Here is a 16,003-nt window from a genome sequence, read left to right on the forward strand (position 1 = left end):
AAATGGGTGCAAATTATTTTCAGGCAAATTCGCCGAATTGCGAACGCACCGTGGCGCGTACCCGCGACACCCGCGAACGCACCGTGCCGATAGGCACCTGCATATGTTCGGCCGCCATTTCATACGTCATGTCGCCCTGCAGGACCGCTTCAAAGGTGCTGCGGATTTTCGGCAGCATATTACCCAGCAGCGCATTGATGCGGGTGTTCAACTGGCGCGCCTCGATCACCGTGGCCGGGTCCGAGCACGGATCGACCAGTTGTTCCATGAAGTTTTCATCGACTGTTTCGTAGCGGTCGGCGCAATTGCGGCGGACTTGATTGCGGGCCAGGTTCAGCGCGATGCCGAACAGCCAGGTCGACGGTTTCGACAGGCCGGAAAAACGGTGGCCGCAGCGGACGGCTTCGGCGAAGGTGTTTTGCACCACATCCTCGGCATCTTCGCTGTTGCGCAGATAGCGTTTGACGAACAGCAGCAAGTGATCGTAGTGCTCGACGAACAAGGCGTTGACGTCAATGACCGCAGCGTTTGCCGATGCCGGGGCATCGAGTGGCGCGTTGTTGTGATCCAGATCGATTTCAGCAATTTCAATGGTAGCGGTCATCATGTTTTCCTCAGGCGAGTGGTCGAAGTTATCGGTATGGTCAAGCGCGACAGGCGTTGTTTTTAAACTGTTGTTGCGCCGATGAACGAACCTTAACAGTAATTTTTTCGCCTGATTTCAAACGATGATTATTCGTGAGACATTGAGAAAAGTTGAGCAATGGCGGCAGGATTGTTGAGAAAAAAGCTGGAACTATTCTGTATATGATATGCATGGTTTCCAGGGCGCCGATGCCTTGTCCGCGATGGAACCGCGCGGGCCGCTGCCGCTACCTATGATGACTGCCGCCACGGCTCTCATCAATAAAGGACCGCATCATGACACTCCCAACCGGTATTCCAGCGGCATCGCTCGCTACCCCTCATGCCGATGCCTCGGCAAGCGCTGGCGGCGCCAAATCCGTGCTGGTGCTCGATGCGCCGGATGGCGCCGCATTCCGTGCCACGCTGGCGCGCCAGATGGAACAGGCGCAGCCGGCGTCCAGCGTTGCTCCCGCCACGCCTGGCACGGACGGTGGCTCGCTGGGCGACCGCCTGATGACCCGTGTCTCCGACCTGGCCAGCGACGTGCAGGAAAACCATGCGATCGTATCCCGCTCGCTGGAACAGGCCACCCGGCAAGGCAACCCGGAACAAATGATGAAGGCGATGATGGCGCTCAACGATTACCAGACGCGCATCCAGTTCATTTCCAAGGTGACTTCGAAAGCCATTTCATCGCTCGATCAACTGACCAAGCTGCAATAACATGAAGGCAGTCATGTACTCTCCACTGATATCGCTCTGCAAGTCGATCTTGCGCGCGTTTGCGCGGCCGCGCCGCCTGGCGCTGTATTGCTGCGTGTTCGCAATGGCCATGCTGACCGCCTGCAGCAACCAGGTGAATTTGCAAACCGGGCTCAATGACGCCGATGCGAATGAAATCCTGTCCTTGCTGACCCGTTCCGGCGTCGATGCGCAGAAAGTCACCGGCAAGGACGGCGTGACACTGACCGTCGACGCGGGCGATCTGTCGCGCGCGACGATGTCGATGCGCCAGGCCGGCCTGCCGCGCCGCAACTTGTCCAACCTGGGCGCGATCTTCAAGAAGGAAGGCATGATTTCGACCCCGCTGGAAGAGCGCGTGCGCTATATCCACGGCCTGGCCGAAGAGCTGGAAGACACCGTGCAGCAGTTCGATCATGTGATCGCCGCGCGCGTGCACGTGGTGCTGCCGGAACGGGTCGCGCCGGGCGAACCGGTGCAGCCGTCGTCGGCGGCGGTGTTCGTGAAATATTATGCGCCTATCGATGAAGACACTTTGCTGCCGCGCATCCGCAACCTGGTGGCGTCCAGCATCCCGGGCTTGTCCGGCGAAGCGGGGCGCAACAAGGTGTCGGTGATCCTGGAAGCGAGCGAACCGCTGCAGCCGGTATTCGTCGAGTGGACCCAGGTCGGGCCGTTCCGCGTGCTGGCCGCATCGTCCGGCACGCTGATGTGGACCCTGGGCGGCTGCGCGGCCCTGCTGCTGCTGGTGCTGGCCGGCCTGGTCTGGGTCTTGCTCAAATATCACCCGACGCTGATGCCGCGCCTGCGCGCCCATTTCGGCAAGCCGGCGCGATTTGATGAAGCCAATGCCGAAGCCGGCGAAGGCGGCGCATCGTGATGGTGGCCGACAGCCGCGTCGAAGCGCCGCTGGGCGCCGACTTTATCGACTGGTGGTTTGCGCCGTGGCCGCCTGCGCCGGCGAGTGACGCTGAGCAAGCTGAACAAGGTGCGCCGGGCTTGCCGGCATTGCGCGACCGCTATCGCTGGTGGTGCCAGCAGGCCGGCTGTCCGGCCGACTTGCCGGCCAGTTTCGATCCGGCCTGGCAGCCCTTGTGCGGCGCCGACGGCGCAGTATTGCAGGCCACGGCCAGGCTGTATGCCGGCCTGATCGCCGCGCGCGAGCATGACGCGGCGCTGCTGGCCATGCTGCCGCCGGACGACCGCAAATGGTGCGCCAGCCTGGCCGCGACCCAGCCCTTGCCGCATTGCGGACGCGCCGTTTACGAGGCTGGCGACAGCGCCGACGTGCGCGGCCTGGCGGAACTGGCGCAGCATCTGCGGCATGGCTTTCCGGGGCTCTGGCCGCGCCTGCAATGCCTGCTGCCGGCGCCGCTGGCCGGGCGCGTGCAAGCGTTGCTGGAACTGATGGCGCCGCACGATGAATTGACGCCGCGGCAATCCGGCCGCGTGCAGCGCTGCTGGTTCATGTGCGCCGCGCGCGCCGCCGCGGCAATCCCATCTTCCGTTTGAAAAGGTCAGCATCCATGCATGCATTTTGTAGCGACACCATCCATCCCGATCCCTTGCTGCGCGCCGATCACGGCGTGCTGCGGCCGGACGGCCTGCGCCGCACCGCGGACGCGCGCGACGCCGCCGGCCAGATCATGGCGCAAGCGCAGGAGCAGGCCGCCGCGCTGGTGCTCGAGACCGAACAGCGGCTGCTGTCGCGCGCCGCCCGGTTTAATGACGAACTGGCGGCCTCGCACCACGCGTTCATGGAGCAGGCGCAAGACATGGTGATCGAACTGGCGCAAGCGATGTTCAGCCGGCTGGTCGGCACGCTGGCGCCGCCAGAGCGCCTGGCGGCGCTGTACCAGCGCCTGCGCCAGGAAGTGCCGCGCAGTTTGACGCAGCCGGTCTTCTGGATCCATCCCGGGCAACTGGCGCTGATGCCGGAAACCGACTGGGAAGTGCGCTGCGATGCGGCGCTGGCTCCCGGCGCCTGCCGCCTGGAAGCGGCGGAGGGGGAGTGGCGCATCGATTTCGAGGCTGGCCTGGCCGCGCTGCTGTCGACATTACCGGCCGGCGGCACGCTCAAGCCGGCCCATCATTCAACCACTGAGGAGTCCATCCATGCCTGAACCCATCACTTCTTACCGGTTGCCGACGCACGACGTCAGCAGTCTCCCGTCGCCGGCCGTACCGGAGGCCAGCCGTCCGTTGCCGCAGCCTCCGCATGGCGCGCGCCTGGCGCCCGTCGGCCCGCGCGCCAGGGGCGCCGGCCTGGTGAACAAGCGCATGATGGACGAGTTTCGCGAGTTTCGCGCGCGCGAAGCCGGCAATGCGGAGAAAAACGGGCAGCCGAACACCGCCCTGCGGCGGGATGGTGAAGAGTTGCCTCCGACCTATACGCCAGCGCCGCATGGTCCGTTTGCGCGGGACGAGCAAGATTCTTATCATCAATTGCCGTCGATGACTCCGCAACAGCATGGGCCGCATGCCTCCCCGGTGTCGGGGCCGCACACGGCACCGCTCGATGCGCCGCCGCCTTATACGCCGACGCCAGCGCCGGCGCCGCACACGGCGCCGCTGGATGCACCACCGCCTTATACGCCAGAACCCCAGATGCCAGGACACCCTGCGCCGCCGCGCCGTTCGCTGATGGGACACCTGCAAGACTTTTTCCATCAGTTCGACAGCCATATCGGCCAGATGTTCCAGCACTGCCAGATGCCGCCGTATCCGGAACCCAAGCCGATGCCGCCGAACCTGACACCGGCCGAGCAGGAGCAGTTCCATCAGGAGCAGCAGCATTTGCAGCAGATCTACCGTGTGCAAATGGGCATGGCGATGGATAACCTGATGACCATGTTGAATATGTTGGCGGACATGTCCAAACGCATGAATAAAATCGCCGCCGAAGCCATTTGATTCCCGCCGCGCATGGCGGCTTTTCGGGCCGCCTGCGCTAGTCACCAGAAGATTTTGTCAACCGTTCTAAGTATTTCTACGGATATATATTTTCAGTATAAATTCAGTACAGAGTGCGCATCATGCGTTACATTATCGATCTTATACATATTATTTATAATATTAAAATAATATTTCATAAATAATATCTTTTTTTGCGATCGCCATGCGGACGCGCCGATGGCCCTCCCGACGCCGCGGCCGGCTGCCAGGGCGGGGCTTGCCGGCGCGCAGAAAAGGCTTGGTTTCTATTAATCTTTGGCTATAAAATGTTGTTGAGTAAAATGTTGCTTTGCAAACTGTTGCTCAATTAAATGTTTTTCAATACGTTTTTTGTCACGACTATAAGTATTTTGTAAATTGTATTTTGCAAGTTGAGTTGTAACCAAGTTGTAATGCCAACCGGGTATTGTCCCGGGGAGCCGCGCTGCTGGCGGATGATCTGTTTTTTTGTAATTTATGGTGGCTTGCATGAAATTGAACGTATCTAGTGTCTGCGTACCTCTTGCGCATCGGGCTGTATATTGCGTGTGCCGAACCGGGAAAAATCTGCTGAAAACGGCAGCTGGCGTCAATTGCATACGCGGTTATGCCCAATGACACAAAAGATTGGCTGCTACATTCGAAGTGACGCAGGTTACGAACGTATCAAGCACATGCTGGAAATGGCCTCCTATGAATGCCAGCGCTTCCCATCTGAAAATACCTTGTTGCGGATGACGGGACGTCGAAATTTAGTCATGCTGATTATCGATATAGGGACCGACCTGTCCGCCGCCGAGTGGTTTTCATCGTGGCTCAATTGCCGCAGCGGCGACCGTACGCCGATCATCGCCCTGTCGGGCGCGGCCAGTCCGGACTTGAGCGTGCTGGCGCTCGATTCGGGGGCGGACGATTTCCTGCATATGCATTTCGAGCCGGTGGAAGCGCTGGCGCGCATTCGCGCCGCGATCCGGCGCAGCAATCCGGTCGGCCTGAGCCGCACGATTGCGCTGGAGGGGTTTGTGCTGGACCGCGAGGCGAGCAGGATTTCCTACGATAACGAGGTGATCGAATTGACGCCGCGCGAATTCACCATGGCGTGGCTGTTTTTTTCGTCGCCCGGCATTTATATCTCGCGCAGCACGATCGGCTCGACCATCTGGAGCGCCGACAGCGAGATTGCCGGCCGTACCATCGAACAGCATGTCTACAAGCTGCGCAAGAAACTGGAACTGGGGCCGGAGCGCAAGGTCACCATCCGCACCGCCTACAGCCAGGGCTACCGGCTCGAAATCCATACCTGATCCGTTGCGCCGTTGCCCCGCGTCAATCCCCCCCCTGCCACCGAGGAGGCAGGGGGGGGGCACCGCGTCAGCGGTTGCTGCGCACCATATCCAGATAGCTGTTCAATTGCGCATTGCCGACGCTGCGGCGTCCCTTGCAGCGCGCCCGCGGCGGTTTGGCGGCGATCGCGCCCGGCGCCGCCAGCGCTGGCGCCAGGCCGGCCGGAACCTGGGCAGCCGCTGCTGCCAGCAGCGTATTCGCCTGCACCTGCACGCTCGATTGCGGCGTCGCCGCGATGCCGTCGCCGGTCAGGCGGGGCGTGATCAGGAACAGCCGTTCACGGCTGCTCTGCGAGTCCGACGATGAGCGGAACATGCCGCCGATTAGCGGCAAATCGCCCAGCAGCGGCACTTTCTGGTTTTGCCGGTTCAGTTTTTCGGCATGGTAGCCGCCTATCATCAGCGTTTGCTGCAAGTTGATGATCGCCTGGGTACTGATATTCGAGCGCGTCACCTTGGTATTGGCATTGTTGCTGCTGTCGCCGAGACTGCCGTCTTCGACGTCGACTTCCAGGTGTACCCGCTGCGCGCTGCCGTCGTGCACCAGGCGCGGCACCACGCGCAGCAGGGTGCCGACTGAAATATTGGCCAGGTCGGCGACCCGTTCGCCGACCAGCGGCACGTAGGCGGTCTGGCTCAGGTCGAGCACCGCCGGCACATTGTCGAGCGTCATGATGGTCGGCTTGGCCAGCACATGGGCTTCGCCGCTGCCTTCGAGTGCATGCAGGCGGGCGTAAAAGCGGCCGAGGTTATTGATCAGCAGCGTCGATCCCGGCAGCGGCGTATCGGTGCCGTTCGAATTGGCGCCGGTGCCGTTGACGGTGGTGGTGGTATTGCCGCTGGTGACGCTCCACTCGACGCCCAGCTCGGCCAGCTTGTCGCGGTCGATATCGATGATCAGCGCTTCGATTTCAATCTGGCGCGGTTCGACATCGAGCTCGTCCAGCAAGGCCCGGTACATATCGCGCTTCTCCGGCAAGTCGTATACGATCAGCGCATTCAGGGTGGGATCGGCGTCGATGCGGATGCGCTGTTTCTGTTCGCCGCCCTTGTTGCGCGGCTGGGCCGCCGGCGCCAGGCCGGGATCGGGATTTTCGGCCGGCAGCATGCCGAGTTTCTGGTACGGCGATTTGGCGACGCGCTCGGCCGGCGCTTCGGTCCTGGCCTGCGTGTCGTTATTGATCATGCCGCTCAAGATGGTTTTCAGACCGGGGATGGTTTCCTTCTGGCCGCGCCGGTCGATGGTGCGGTCGGTTGCGTTGGCGTACTTGAGGCGGAACACCATGATCTGCTTGTCTTGCGGCGCGACGCCTTTTTCCTTGGCCGTCGGCGTCAGCAACTTGCGCGCCAGTTCGACATACGGCCGCGGGCCGCTGACGATCACCGCGCCGTCTTCCGGCAGTTCACCCCAGCCGAAACGGCTGTCGAACAGGCCCAGGCCGACCAGCGCCGGCTTGGCGTCGGGCACCGCGGCTTCGCCGATGTTCAGCCGGGCGGTGGTGTAGTCGCCGTCCGGCACGATGTACAGCGTGGCATTGTAGACAAACCAGCGGAAATGCTGCGTCGCTCCCAGGCGATCGAGGAAGTCGCTGCCGCTGTCGGCCTTGATGCGGCCCTTGACGCGCGACGCTTCGGTCAGGCTGCTCTCGACCCGCACGCCATAGGCGGTGGCGAATTCAGCCAGCACTTTTTCCAGCCCCATGCCGTTGGCGTCGACCGAATAGGCGGTGTCTTTCCAGTTGGCGGGCGTGCTGGCCGCCGCCGGCAGCGCCGTCATCAGCGGTACCGCCAGCGAGGCCGCCAGCAGGAGCGCGCGGCGCCATGACGAAAAATGACTGTGGTTCATGGTATTCCTTTTGCAAGAGCCATGCGCATGCGCAGTTCCTGGCGTTGCCGTGGCGATTGGGCGTTGCGTGCCGCCGGCGGCGCTGCCAGGTTGAGGCGCCAGTAGGCGACCTGGTTCAACAAGGTTTCCAGCGGCTGCGCGGCCTGGCTCCAGTGCGTCACGCCAGGCAGCCACTGACTCAGCAGCAAGCTGTTGCCGTCTTCCGACAGGCGCAGGCCGGCGTCGAAATACTGTGCGCTGGAAAAGCCCAGCCGCAGCGCCGCGTTCAGCCGTTCGCCGTTGGATGGCGCATACAGCACCGCGCTCAGTTCCGCGCCGCCGGGACGCGGCGTCAGCGTGACTGTCTCGCCATCGATCTCGGCCGGCACGCCCGGCGCCAGTCGCGCCAGCCATGCCGCGACGGTGTTGTCGTCGGCGCCCAAGATCAGCGGCCCGATTCGGTCAGCACGGTCTTCATCGGCTTTTCATGCAGCAGGCTTTGCGCCAGCATGACGTTGCGGATCGCCCAGCTTTTTTCCATCAGCCGCGAGAATTCGGCCGGGTCCGGCTGCTCGCCGTCGGCCTGGCGCCGCATGAAGTCTTCCATCTGATCCGCATTCTTGTCATCTTGCCGGTTCAAACGGCTGAGGTCCCGCAGCGCCGCCAGATTTGTGTCGTTCATAGTCAGGTTCTCTTTCAGGGTGGAGGGAAAAGCGCGCACCGTCGGCGTCATTTTCATGGCGCCGGCGGCCCGCGGGCCTTGCGATGAAAGCATTCTAAGTGAGTCGCGCCGCGCACGACGATCTGGATGAGATTTGTTGAGACACTGCTTTTTCAACGTCTCGTACAATCGAATCGTCGAGTAAGGCCAGGCGTATCTCCGGCGCCGCCGGTGCCGAAAACAATCGGGCACGTCTAGTCGTTTTGCGCATAAAAAAGGAAAACAACTGATGCAAGTCACATCTTTTTGGCGATCGCGCCAACTGGCGATACTGCTGTTACTGGCCGGCGCCGCGATCCGCTCGCAAGCCGCCGATCCCTTGCCGCCAGTGGGCTGGACCTTGCCGGTGCTGGGCGTACCGGGCGGCGCCCTGTACGGCCGTGCGATGCCTGCCGCGTCTTCCGCCGGCGCCGATGCGCAGGAAGAGGATTGCATCGAAGATGAACCGGCGCCGGTCCGTGCCGCGCCGTTCGCCGCGGCCATGGCGCAACCTGCCGCGCCGGGCGCCACGCCCGCCGCATCCGCCACCCTGCCTGCCGTCGTGACTGCCTCGGTGGCGACGCCGGTGGTGTCGCCCGAATGGCGCATCCTGGCCAGCGACAAGACCCTGAATGCGACGTTCAAGCGCTGGGCGGCGGCCGCCAACTGGCAATTGCTGTGGGAAGTGCCGGTCGATTATGCGGTCGACAGCGACACCACCATACCAGGCAGTTTCGAGAAGGCGGTCGAGACGGTCGCCAAGAGCATGGAATCGGCCGAAGTGCCAATGAAAGTCATTTTCTACCAGGGTAACCACGTCTTGCGTGTCGTCGAAAAAGGGACAGAACAATGAATCGTATCAACCGGACATGGCCAGGCGCCGCACTGTTCCTGATGCTCGCGGCGCTGGGCGGCTGCAGCGACTTGAGCAAGCGCGCTGAAAAAAGCATCGGCGAAGGAGATGTCAGCGCATCGCAATATGTCAAGCAAGTCGGGCAGAATATCCCGTCGCCGCAGCCGCAAGAGCCGTCGGCGGTCGAGCATGACAGCGGCATCTGGCTCAGCAAGAAGATAGTCCGGCGCGACGGCCCGTCGCTGCCGCCGGTGTTCCGCGAAACCGCGATTTTCGACCGTACCGTCTATTCGCTGCAAGAATTGGCCGAACGCCTGTCGCGCCAGTCCGGCCTGTCCGTGACGGTGCGTTCCGACGCGGCGCTGGCGGCGGCCCGGCTGCAATCCGATGGCGGCCAGGCAAACGGCGCGCCAGTCTCGGTGGCGCCTGGCCAGAATGCGCCGTATGCCGCCTTGCCGCCCGGCGTGCCGGGCGGCGCGCAGGGCAATGGCGTGCCGCCGGCGCCGGGCGCGGCCAACCCGCTGCGCGGCGGCGCCAGGGCGCCGCTCGGCGTGCGCCTGGTGCATACCGAAGGCGACTTTAAAAGCTTGCTCGACCAGGCCGCGCTGCGCTTTGGCGTGTCATGGAAATATGCCGATGGCGGCGTGAGTTTTTACTTCATGGATTCGCATACTTACCAGATCAATACCTTCCCCGGCGAAGCCAAGTTTTCGGCCTCGGTCAGCAGCGGCGCCAGTTCCAGCGGCGGCGTGTCCACCGCTGGCGCCGGCGGCGCGGCGGCGGGCGGCACGGGCGGCGGTTCGGATGGCGTCAATTCCAACAACCGCCAGAATACCGCCGTCGCGTCGTCGCTGTCGGTGTACGGCAATGTCGAAAAGACCGTCGAGGCGCTGTTGTCGCCGTATGGCAAGGTGGTGTCGTCGCCGGCCACCGGTTCGATCACGGTGATCGACGTGCCCGAAGTGCAGCAGCGGGTGGCGGCCTATATCGCCAACGAGAACAGCGTCATGTCGCGCCAGATCGCCATCAATGTGACGGTGCTGGCGGTGAGCCTGAACGACTCCGACGAATACGGCATCAACTGGAACCTGGTGTACAACAATTTGTCGAATAATTACGGCATCAAGAATGCGCTCGATTCGACCACCACGACCGGCTTTTCCGCCGGCCTGCTGAGTTCCGCGAGCGGCAAGTTCTCCGGCAGTTCGCTGCTGATCAAGGCATTGGCGCAGCAGGGCCAGGTGCGCCGCCAGACCAGCGCCACCGTGGTCACGCTGAACAACCAGCCGGTGCCGGTGCAAGTGGCGCGCCAGACCAGCTATGTGCAGTCGTCGCAGACCACCCTGACGCCGCAGGTCGGCAGCGCCACCACGGTGACGCCGGGCACCGTGACCACCGGCTTTAATATGAGCATCCTGCCGCATATCCTGGAGAACGGTAACGTGATGCTGCAATTTTCCACCGATATCTCGGCGCTGAACAAGCTGCGTCCGGTGGGCAGCAAGGAAAACGGCGTGGAAGTGCCGGAAGTCGATACCCGCAATTTCCTGCAGCGCGTCTCGATGAAGTCGAACCAGACGCTGATCATCAGCGGTTTCGAGCAAAACGAAGATACCTTCAACCAGAACGGCATCGGCCGGCCCGACAATTTCGTGCTGGGCGGCGGCAAGAAAGCGGCAAAAAACAAGGATGTGATCGTGATCCTGGTCACGCCGACTACCGTATCGTCCCTGTAAGCGAGCCGCCGTGTCCATTTACCTGACCCACATCGGCAAGCATCAGTTCTGCAGCGGCCTGTTTTGGCAATCGTTGTCGCGGCCGCGCGAATTATTGAAGGAGGCGCGCGACCTGGCGCTGAAGATCGATTTCGATCAACTGGTGCTGCGCAAGGAATATGCGACCGCCCAGGCCGGCTTCGCGCATGGCGCCGGCGATGGCCGCAGCGCCGTGTATTCGCTGGCGCTGGCGGTGTCGTCGGCGCTGGCGCGGCAGGGCGCCCATTATGACGGCGAAAACCAGCCGGCCCATAACTGGCTAGCGGCGTTCCGGCTGCCGGACGGCATGTGGGCCTATTTTGCCGTGCGCGACGCCAACTTCCTGCCGAACGGCGACTTTGCCGGCAGCCGTGAGGAAGTGCTGGAGCGGCTGCACGGCGATTACGGCCTGGGCGGCTGGAACCTGGTGATCGGCGACGCCGAACTGGAAGACTACGGTTTCCACAATTTCATCGAAAAAGGCATCCTCGACCTGCTCGAGGAAAAGGGCGGCAAGATCAAGGTGTCGCCGCAGTGGGCCTTGCGGCCGTTGCGCAGCCAGCTGTTGACGCGGCGCCGCGTGGCGCTGGGCGGCGCCGTGATATTGGCGCTGTGTGCGCTGGCCGGCATCAAGATTTACCGCGACCGCGCGGAACAGGAACGCCAGCGGCTGGCCATCGTCGAGGCGCAACGGCAACTGCATCTGCAGCAACTGCCGCCGCCGGCGCCGCTGCATCCATGGGCCAGCCTGCCGCCGCCGGCGCTGCTGGCCGAGACCTGCAACCGCTACCCGCGCTTCCTGGCCAGCGGCGGCTGGGCGCTCGACGGCTACGCTTGCGACGGCCATGCGGTGCAATACGGCTGGCTGCGCCAGGATGCCAGCCTCGATTCGTTGCTGGCCCAGGTGGCCGGGGCGGTGCCGGACCTGAATGGCGAACGCGCCACGTATACCCAGCCATTGCCGGCGCTGGCCGGGCGTGATGAGGCATTGTTGCCTTACCAGGAATTGATGGCGCCGATCTTGTCGCGGCTGCAATTGATGCATGTGAATATGAAGGTGGTCAAGGCGCCGCAGCCGCCGGCCGTCAATGGCGTAACAAGCGCGGATCCAAATGGAACTTTGATGCCTCTCTGGAACACTTATAGCTACATGATCAATACCTCGGATTGGCAGCCTGTGGAACTGGCGGCCATCCTGGATCAACCCGGTATCCGGATCAACACCATGAATTTCCGGGGCGATGCCTGGACCATTGAAGGAACTATTTATGCCAAATAATCTGAAAATCGCGATGCGCGCATGGCTAGCCGGCAGCGCCACGCTGGTCTGCATGATAGCCCAGGCGGCCGGTCCGGTCCAGCCGGCGGCATCGGCATCGGCCGCGGCGCCGGCGCCGGCTGCGGCGGTATCGGCTTCCGCCAATGCGCAGGCGCAGGCGGTGTCCGACACCTTGAGCAAGATCGAAGCCGAGACGCTGGTGCTGAAGGCGCGCGAGCGGCAATTGTCGGTCAAGGCCAGCATCGGCGCCCGCGAACAGGAAATCGCCACGCGCCAGTTCGAGCGCAGCCTGCTGGTGCGCGCGCCGCTGCATGGCGAGCCGACGCTGGTGGCGGTGGAGGGCATGGGACGGCGCCTGGTCGCCACGCTGGAATTCGACAATGGCGACAAGGTCGAAGTGCGCCAGGGCGACCAGCTCGAAGGCGGCGCCCGCGTGGTCGCGGTCGAGCCGGGCGCGCTGGTGCTGCAAACGCCGCGCAAGCAACGGGTCCGGCTCAATATCGTGCAGCGCCAGCCGGAGCGCGGCAATCTGAACAATCCGAATAATCTGAATAACAACGTCGCCGCCGGCGCGCTGTCGCTGCCTTTGCCACCACAGGGGAAATGAAGATGATCGCCAAACAAGCAGATAACCGTACCGTGCTGCCGCTGCGCCGCGTCGGCCCCGCCGTCAGCGCCGTCGCCAGCGGCGAGGTATTGAGCCGCAGCGGCACTTTCGAGGCCAGCAGCGAGCAAGTCAAGCTGCTGTGCCTGCTGGCCGGCGGCCAGCTGCTGGTGGCCTATGGCCAGGGCACCAATCCGCATGTGCTGTCGTATTGCGCGCGGCTGGAAAAAATGGGCCAGCCGTTCAAGCTGGTGTTCACCGATATCGAGGCGATCACCGCCTTGTACCAGGATGGCCATGCCGGCGCCGGCGGACGCCGCCAGGAGCATTCGATGATGCAGGTGACGGCCAAGGATTTGCTGACCAAGGCATGCAGCGCGCGCGCATCGGACATCCATATCCGGGTCGAACGCAACGCCACCGAAGTCTATTTCCGCATCCATAACGACCTGGTGCTGAACAGCAGCCAGACCGTCGAATACGGCACCCGCCTGCTGGCCACCTTGTATGGCGCGATGACGTCGGTGTCCGACAGTTCGTACAAGCCGACCGAACGGCAGGACGCCAGCATCGCCGACCGCGACAAGCTGCCGCCGATGCTGTACGGCGTGCGGATCGCCACCGCGCCGACCAGCGAAGGCACGGTGATGGTGCTGCGCCTGCTGTATAACGACGCCGGCGACCATATCGACCTGCGCCCGCTCGGCTTCAGCGACAAGCATGCGGCGCTGCTGCAATGCCTGAAGGAACAACCGATCGGCATGAACATCATTTGCGGCCCGACCGGTTCCGGCAAGTCGACCACGCTGCAGCGCGTGCTGACCGGCCAGATCCTGGAAACCGAGCACAAGCTGCATGTGCTGACGGTGGAAGACCCGGTCGAATATCCGATCGACGGCGCGGTGCAGACCTCGGTCATCAACGCCCCGACCGAAGAAGAGCGCAGCCGCATGTTTTCGGCGGCGATCTCGAATGCGCTGCGGCTCGACCCGGACACCATCATGATCGGCGAAATGCGCGACCGCGCGTCGGCCCAGAATGCGCTGCGCGCCGCGATGACCGGCCACCAGGTCTGGACCACGGTGCACGCCAACAGCGCCATCGCGATCATCGACCGGCTGGCCGACCTGGGCTTGCCGATGAACCTGATCAGCGACCATACGCTGATCACCGGCCTGGTCAGCCAGCGCCTGGTCAAGCTGCTGTGCCCGGATTGCAAGGTGCCGTACGCCGAAGGCCGGCAAGCGCTGTCCGAAGCGGCCCAGACGCGTTTGCGCCGTGCCTTGCCCTACGGTATGGACCGGGTCTGCGTGGCCGGTCCCGGCTGCCCGACCTGCAATGGCCACGGCACCATCGGCCGCACCGTGGTGGCCGAGGTGATCACGCCGGACGAGCGCTTTTTCAGCTACGTGCGGGCGGGCGACAAATCGGCCGCGCTGCGCTATTGGCAAACCAACCTGGGCGGCCAGACGCTGCTCGCGCATACGCTGTCGAAAGTGGCGCAGGGCCTGGTCGATCCGCGCATGGCGGAGCAGGTGGTCGGCCATCTGACCAGCGAAATCCCGGTGCAGACCGCGCGTCTGAGCATCGCGGAGGACAGCCATGCTGGCTGAACTGAATCACCATTGGGCCAAGCTGCAGTTTTCCGAACTGCCGCGGCTGCGGCTGTACCGCAAGATCGCCAAGATGCTGTCGAACGGCTTGCCCTTGCTGAAGATCCTCGATGAATTGTGGGAGCGCGCCTCGTCGCGCGGCCGCAATCCGAACGAGCCGATGGCGCTGGTGCTGTCGGACTGCCGGCGCATGGTGCAGAACGGCCGCTCGCTGGCCGACGGCCTGGCCGACTGGATCCCGGTCAATGAACAAATGATCATCGGCGCCGGCGAACAGTCGGGCCGCCTGGAATCGACGCTGGGAGTGCTGATCGACGTGGTGCAGGCGCAAAAGAAGATCAAGAACGTGATTTTGTCGGGGCTCAGCTACCCGCTGGCGATCGGCGGGCTGATCCTGATTTACCTGTACATCTTCGGCACCCGCGTGATTCCCGAATTCGCCAGGATGCTGGACCCGGCCGGCTGGCACGGCGCGGCCCGTTCGCTGTATGTGATGTCGCAGCTGGTGCAGCACTGGATGGTGGCCATCGTCGGGCTGGTGCTGGCCGTGATCGCCGTGCTGCTGCTGTCGATGCCTTACTGGCGCGGCAACCTGCGCGTCATCGCCGACCGTTTCGCGCCGTATTCGATTTACCGCCTGATCATCGGCAGCGGCTTCCTGATGGCGTTTTCGGCCTTGCAGTTCGCCGGCATCACGGTTGAAAAATCGCTGATGCGCCTGGCCCAGCGCGCCCAGCCATGGCTGCGCGAACGGCTCGACGGCGCGCTGCTGGGCGTCAAGTCCGGCCTCAATTGCGGCGAAGCGCTGCGCGCCGCCGGCTACGGTTTTCCGTCGCCGGAACTGGTCGACGATTTGTGCGTGTACGCCCAATACCGGGGGTTCGCCGAGGCCCTCAAATTGATGGCCGACGAATGGATGGAAGAGGGTGTCGCCACCATCGAGCGGCAAATGAAATTGCTGAACGGCGCATCGATCGTCTGCCTGGCCACCGTGATCGGCTGGCTGGTGACCGGCTTTTTCGGCATACAGCAAGAAATCGCCACCATGACCCGCGCGGTGCATTAGCGCGCCGGTTTTTGTAAAGAATCAGCGTGGTGAAAACCACGCGGCAGTCGCAGTGAAGTTTAATTCCGTCGTTTAATTTTTTTAACTGGAGCCTGACATGAAACGCACTAACACAATGAATCAACTGCCATCGCCATTGTTCCGTCAACAGGGCGCGTCGCTGCTGGAAGGCATCGCCTATCTGGGCATCGCCGCGCTGGTGATCCTGGGCGCCGTGTCGCTGCTGAACGGCGCGTTCAGCAGCGCCCAGTCGAACCGTTCCGCCGAAGAGCTGATTTCGGTGCGCACCGCCGTCAAGAAACTGTATATGGCGTCCGGCTATGGCACCGGCAGCCTGAATGCCCAGTTGGTGACGGCGCGCGTGCTGCCCAACGGCTTGACGCAAAACGGCGCCACGATCACCAATTCCTTCGGCGGCCCGGTGACCATCACCGGCGCCACCTCGAATTTCACGGTGGCTTACGGCCAGGTGCCGCAAGACGTCTGCATCAGCACCGTCACCGGCGCCAGCGGCTGGAGCACGATCAGCTCCACTGGCGGCGGCGCCCCGGTCTCGACGTTCCCGGTCACCGCGACCGACGCCGGCAAGGTGTGCGCGGCCGCCAATAACGACCTGACCTTCACCGCCAGCTGATTTACCCCCGACTCAACCAATAAATAGATT

Annotated in this window: 18 protein-coding genes; 13 read left to right on the top strand and 5 right to left on the bottom strand. The window is 63.2% G+C overall.

Annotated features, from left to right (window positions below; genetic code table 11):
• Window positions 1–19 precede the first annotated feature (19 nt).
• Window positions 20–607 carry an RNA polymerase sigma factor gene (locus GJA_RS07880; RefSeq protein WP_144241454.1) on the bottom strand — a complete coding sequence of 196 codons (588 nt, stop codon included), beginning with the start codon at window positions 605–607 and terminating at the stop codon, window positions 20–22.
• A 314-nt stretch (window positions 608–921) separates the two neighbouring features.
• Between GJA_RS07880 and GJA_RS07885 the strand changes: the two genes are divergently transcribed.
• From GJA_RS07885 to GJA_RS07905, 5 genes are read left to right on the top strand one after another with little or no spacing between them, the layout of a single operon-like run.
• Complete coding sequence (locus GJA_RS07885) at window positions 922–1,350, top strand: EscI/YscI/HrpB family type III secretion system inner rod protein (RefSeq protein WP_242404479.1); 429 nt, start codon at window positions 922–924, stop codon at window positions 1,348–1,350.
• A 13-nt stretch (window positions 1,351–1,363) separates the two neighbouring features.
• Window positions 1,364–2,248, top strand: a complete 885-nt coding sequence (gene sctJ / locus GJA_RS07890; RefSeq protein ID WP_051781375.1) for a type III secretion system inner membrane ring lipoprotein SctJ — start codon at window positions 1,364–1,366, stop codon at window positions 2,246–2,248.
• On the top strand, window positions 2,245–2,880 hold the full coding sequence (locus GJA_RS26055) for a hypothetical protein (RefSeq protein WP_144241455.1): 636 nt from the start codon (window positions 2,245–2,247) through the stop codon (window positions 2,878–2,880). Before sctJ ends, GJA_RS26055 begins: the two co-directional genes overlap by 4 nt.
• 14 nt (window positions 2,881–2,894) lie before the next feature.
• On the top strand, window positions 2,895–3,491 hold the full coding sequence (locus GJA_RS07900) for a FliH/SctL family protein (protein ID WP_051780436.1): 597 nt from the start codon (window positions 2,895–2,897) through the stop codon (window positions 3,489–3,491).
• Window positions 3,484–4,281, top strand: coding sequence for a hypothetical protein (locus GJA_RS07905; protein ID WP_144241456.1), 798 nt, complete (start codon window positions 3,484–3,486; stop codon window positions 4,279–4,281). Before GJA_RS07900 ends, GJA_RS07905 begins: the two co-directional genes overlap by 8 nt.
• 290 nt (window positions 4,282–4,571) lie before the next feature.
• Here the strand turns inward: GJA_RS07905 and GJA_RS27180 are convergent, their stop codons facing one another.
• The gene (locus GJA_RS27180; RefSeq protein ID WP_144241457.1) at window positions 4,572–4,793 is read right to left on the bottom strand and encodes a hypothetical protein; all 222 of its coding nucleotides are present in this window, start codon (window positions 4,791–4,793) and stop codon (window positions 4,572–4,574) included.
• A gap of 267 nt (window positions 4,794–5,060) precedes the next feature.
• Here GJA_RS27180 and GJA_RS07910 point away from each other — a divergent pair, with 267 nt between their 5' ends.
• On the top strand, window positions 5,061–5,606 hold the full coding sequence (locus GJA_RS07910) for a response regulator transcription factor (protein WP_242404480.1): 546 nt from the start codon (window positions 5,061–5,063) through the stop codon (window positions 5,604–5,606).
• Between the two features lie 67 nt (window positions 5,607–5,673).
• Here the strand turns inward: GJA_RS07910 and sctC are convergent, their stop codons facing one another.
• From sctC to GJA_RS07925, 3 genes are read right to left on the bottom strand one after another with little or no spacing between them, the layout of a single operon-like run.
• Window positions 5,674–7,491, bottom strand: coding sequence for a type III secretion system outer membrane ring subunit SctC (gene sctC, locus GJA_RS07915; protein WP_051780437.1), 1,818 nt, complete (start codon window positions 7,489–7,491; stop codon window positions 5,674–5,676).
• A complete protein-coding gene (locus tag GJA_RS27765; protein WP_051780438.1) occupies window positions 7,488–7,913 on the bottom strand; it encodes a hypothetical protein in 426 nt (141 codons plus the stop codon). Before GJA_RS27765 ends, sctC begins: the two co-directional genes overlap by 4 nt.
• Window positions 7,914–7,915: 2 nt before the next feature.
• Window positions 7,916–8,152, bottom strand: coding sequence for a hypothetical protein (locus tag GJA_RS07925; protein ID WP_038499062.1), 237 nt, complete (start codon window positions 8,150–8,152; stop codon window positions 7,916–7,918).
• Between the two features lie 268 nt (window positions 8,153–8,420).
• On the opposite strand from GJA_RS07925, the gene GJA_RS26580 reads away from it, so the two are divergent.
• The 7 genes from GJA_RS26580 (at window position 8,421) to GJA_RS07960 (ending at window position 15,973) form a co-directional block, all read left to right on the top strand.
• Window positions 8,421–9,023, top strand: a complete 603-nt coding sequence (locus GJA_RS26580) for a toxin co-regulated pilus biosynthesis Q family protein (protein WP_242404481.1) — start codon at window positions 8,421–8,423, stop codon at window positions 9,021–9,023.
• Entirely contained in the window at window positions 9,020–10,759 is a 1,740-nt protein-coding gene (pilN, locus tag GJA_RS07935; RefSeq protein ID WP_038490757.1) for a PilN family type IVB pilus formation outer membrane protein, read from the top strand. The genes GJA_RS26580 and pilN overlap by 4 nt, the downstream gene beginning before the upstream one ends.
• 10 nt (window positions 10,760–10,769) lie before the next feature.
• Window positions 10,770–12,056, top strand: a complete 1,287-nt coding sequence (gene pilO2, locus GJA_RS07940; protein WP_038490760.1) for a type 4b pilus protein PilO2 — start codon at window positions 10,770–10,772, stop codon at window positions 12,054–12,056.
• The gene (pilP, locus tag GJA_RS26060) at window positions 12,046–12,663 is read left to right on the top strand and encodes a type IV pilus biogenesis protein PilP (protein WP_051780440.1); all 618 of its coding nucleotides are present in this window, start codon (window positions 12,046–12,048) and stop codon (window positions 12,661–12,663) included. Before pilO2 ends, pilP begins: the two co-directional genes overlap by 11 nt.
• Entirely contained in the window at window positions 12,660–14,273 is a 1,614-nt protein-coding gene (locus tag GJA_RS07950) for a GspE/PulE family protein (RefSeq protein WP_051780443.1), read from the top strand. The genes pilP and GJA_RS07950 overlap by 4 nt, the downstream gene beginning before the upstream one ends.
• Entirely contained in the window at window positions 14,263–15,339 is a 1,077-nt protein-coding gene (locus GJA_RS07955) for a type II secretion system F family protein (protein WP_038490763.1), read from the top strand. Before GJA_RS07950 ends, GJA_RS07955 begins: the two co-directional genes overlap by 11 nt.
• Before the next feature lie 97 nt (window positions 15,340–15,436).
• Entirely contained in the window at window positions 15,437–15,973 is a 537-nt protein-coding gene (locus GJA_RS07960; RefSeq protein ID WP_038490766.1) for a type 4 pilus major pilin, read from the top strand.
• The last annotated feature ends 30 nt before the right edge of the window (window positions 15,974–16,003 follow it).

The sequence above is a fragment of the Janthinobacterium agaricidamnosum NBRC 102515 = DSM 9628 genome, from assembly GCF_000723165.1.
GTDB classification, from domain to species: domain Bacteria; phylum Pseudomonadota; class Gammaproteobacteria; order Burkholderiales; family Burkholderiaceae_D; genus Janthinobacterium; species Janthinobacterium agaricidamnosum.

What these genes read in the sequence shown, in the direction of transcription:
- GJA_RS07950 (WP_051780443.1), top strand. Translation starts at nt 12,660, where the DNA reads ATGAAGATGATCGCCAAACAAGCAGATAACCGTACCGTGCTGCCGCTG.
- sctJ (WP_051781375.1), top strand. Translation starts at nt 1,364, where the DNA reads ATGTACTCTCCACTGATATCGCTCTGCAAGTCGATCTTGCGCGCGTTT.
- GJA_RS07925 (WP_038499062.1), bottom strand. Translation starts at nt 8,152, where the DNA reads ATGAACGACACAAATCTGGCGGCGCTGCGGGACCTCAGCCGTTTGAAC.
- GJA_RS07960 (WP_038490766.1), top strand. Translation starts at nt 15,437, where the DNA reads ATGAAACGCACTAACACAATGAATCAACTGCCATCGCCATTGTTCCGT.
- GJA_RS07900 (WP_051780436.1), top strand. Translation starts at nt 2,895, where the DNA reads ATGCATGCATTTTGTAGCGACACCATCCATCCCGATCCCTTGCTGCGC.
- GJA_RS07955 (WP_038490763.1), top strand. Translation starts at nt 14,263, where the DNA reads ATGCTGGCTGAACTGAATCACCATTGGGCCAAGCTGCAGTTTTCCGAA.
- GJA_RS07885 (WP_242404479.1), top strand. Translation starts at nt 922, where the DNA reads ATGACACTCCCAACCGGTATTCCAGCGGCATCGCTCGCTACCCCTCAT.
- pilN (WP_038490757.1), top strand. Translation starts at nt 9,020, where the DNA reads ATGAATCGTATCAACCGGACATGGCCAGGCGCCGCACTGTTCCTGATG.
- GJA_RS07910 (WP_242404480.1), top strand. Translation starts at nt 5,061, where the DNA reads ATGCTGATTATCGATATAGGGACCGACCTGTCCGCCGCCGAGTGGTTT.
- GJA_RS26580 (WP_242404481.1), top strand. Translation starts at nt 8,421, where the DNA reads ATGCAAGTCACATCTTTTTGGCGATCGCGCCAACTGGCGATACTGCTG.
- GJA_RS07905 (WP_144241456.1), top strand. Translation starts at nt 3,484, where the DNA reads ATGCCTGAACCCATCACTTCTTACCGGTTGCCGACGCACGACGTCAGC.
- pilP (WP_051780440.1), top strand. Translation starts at nt 12,046, where the DNA reads ATGCCAAATAATCTGAAAATCGCGATGCGCGCATGGCTAGCCGGCAGC.
- GJA_RS07880 (WP_144241454.1), bottom strand. Translation starts at nt 607, where the DNA reads ATGATGACCGCTACCATTGAAATTGCTGAAATCGATCTGGATCACAAC.
- sctC (WP_051780437.1), bottom strand. Translation starts at nt 7,491, where the DNA reads ATGAACCACAGTCATTTTTCGTCATGGCGCCGCGCGCTCCTGCTGGCG.
- GJA_RS27180 (WP_144241457.1), bottom strand. Translation starts at nt 4,793, where the DNA reads ATGCAAGCCACCATAAATTACAAAAAAACAGATCATCCGCCAGCAGCG.